Genomic DNA, 294 nt, shown 5'->3' with positions numbered 1-294 from the left:
GTGTTGATCGGCGCGGGGGCGAAAGTGTTGGGTAATATTTCTATCGGGCATTGCTCGCGCATTGCGGCGGGGTCTGTCGTGCTGGAATCCGTGCCGCCCTGCAAGACCGTCGCGGGCATCCCTGCGCGGGTCGTGGGGGAGGCGGGTTGCGATCAGCCGTCGGTCCTGATGGATCACATGCTGGGGCCGCAAGGCGATATTAATATGTAATGCTAGGGGATTGAGAGCGCGCGCCTTCGTCGAGATGTGAAAAGGCCGGACCCGTCATTGGGGCCGGCCTTTTTTTTGTGAGGC

The 294-nt window shown here is 61.2% G+C and carries 1 protein-coding gene; it reads left to right on the top strand.

What is annotated here, in order from left to right; translation table 11 throughout:
- A partial coding sequence (locus B3849_RS07905) for a serine O-acetyltransferase (RefSeq protein WP_414718030.1) occupies window positions 1-210 on the top strand: 210 nt, incomplete at its 5' end.
- Between the last annotated feature and the right edge of the window lie 84 nt (window positions 211-294).

Origin of the sequence: Sulfitobacter sp. UBA4523 (genome assembly GCF_002388305.1) — a bacterium.
Lineage (GTDB): Bacteria > Pseudomonadota > Alphaproteobacteria > Rhodobacterales > Rhodobacteraceae > Sulfitobacter > Sulfitobacter pontiacus.
This window is presented reverse-complemented; position numbering and strand designations above follow the sequence as displayed.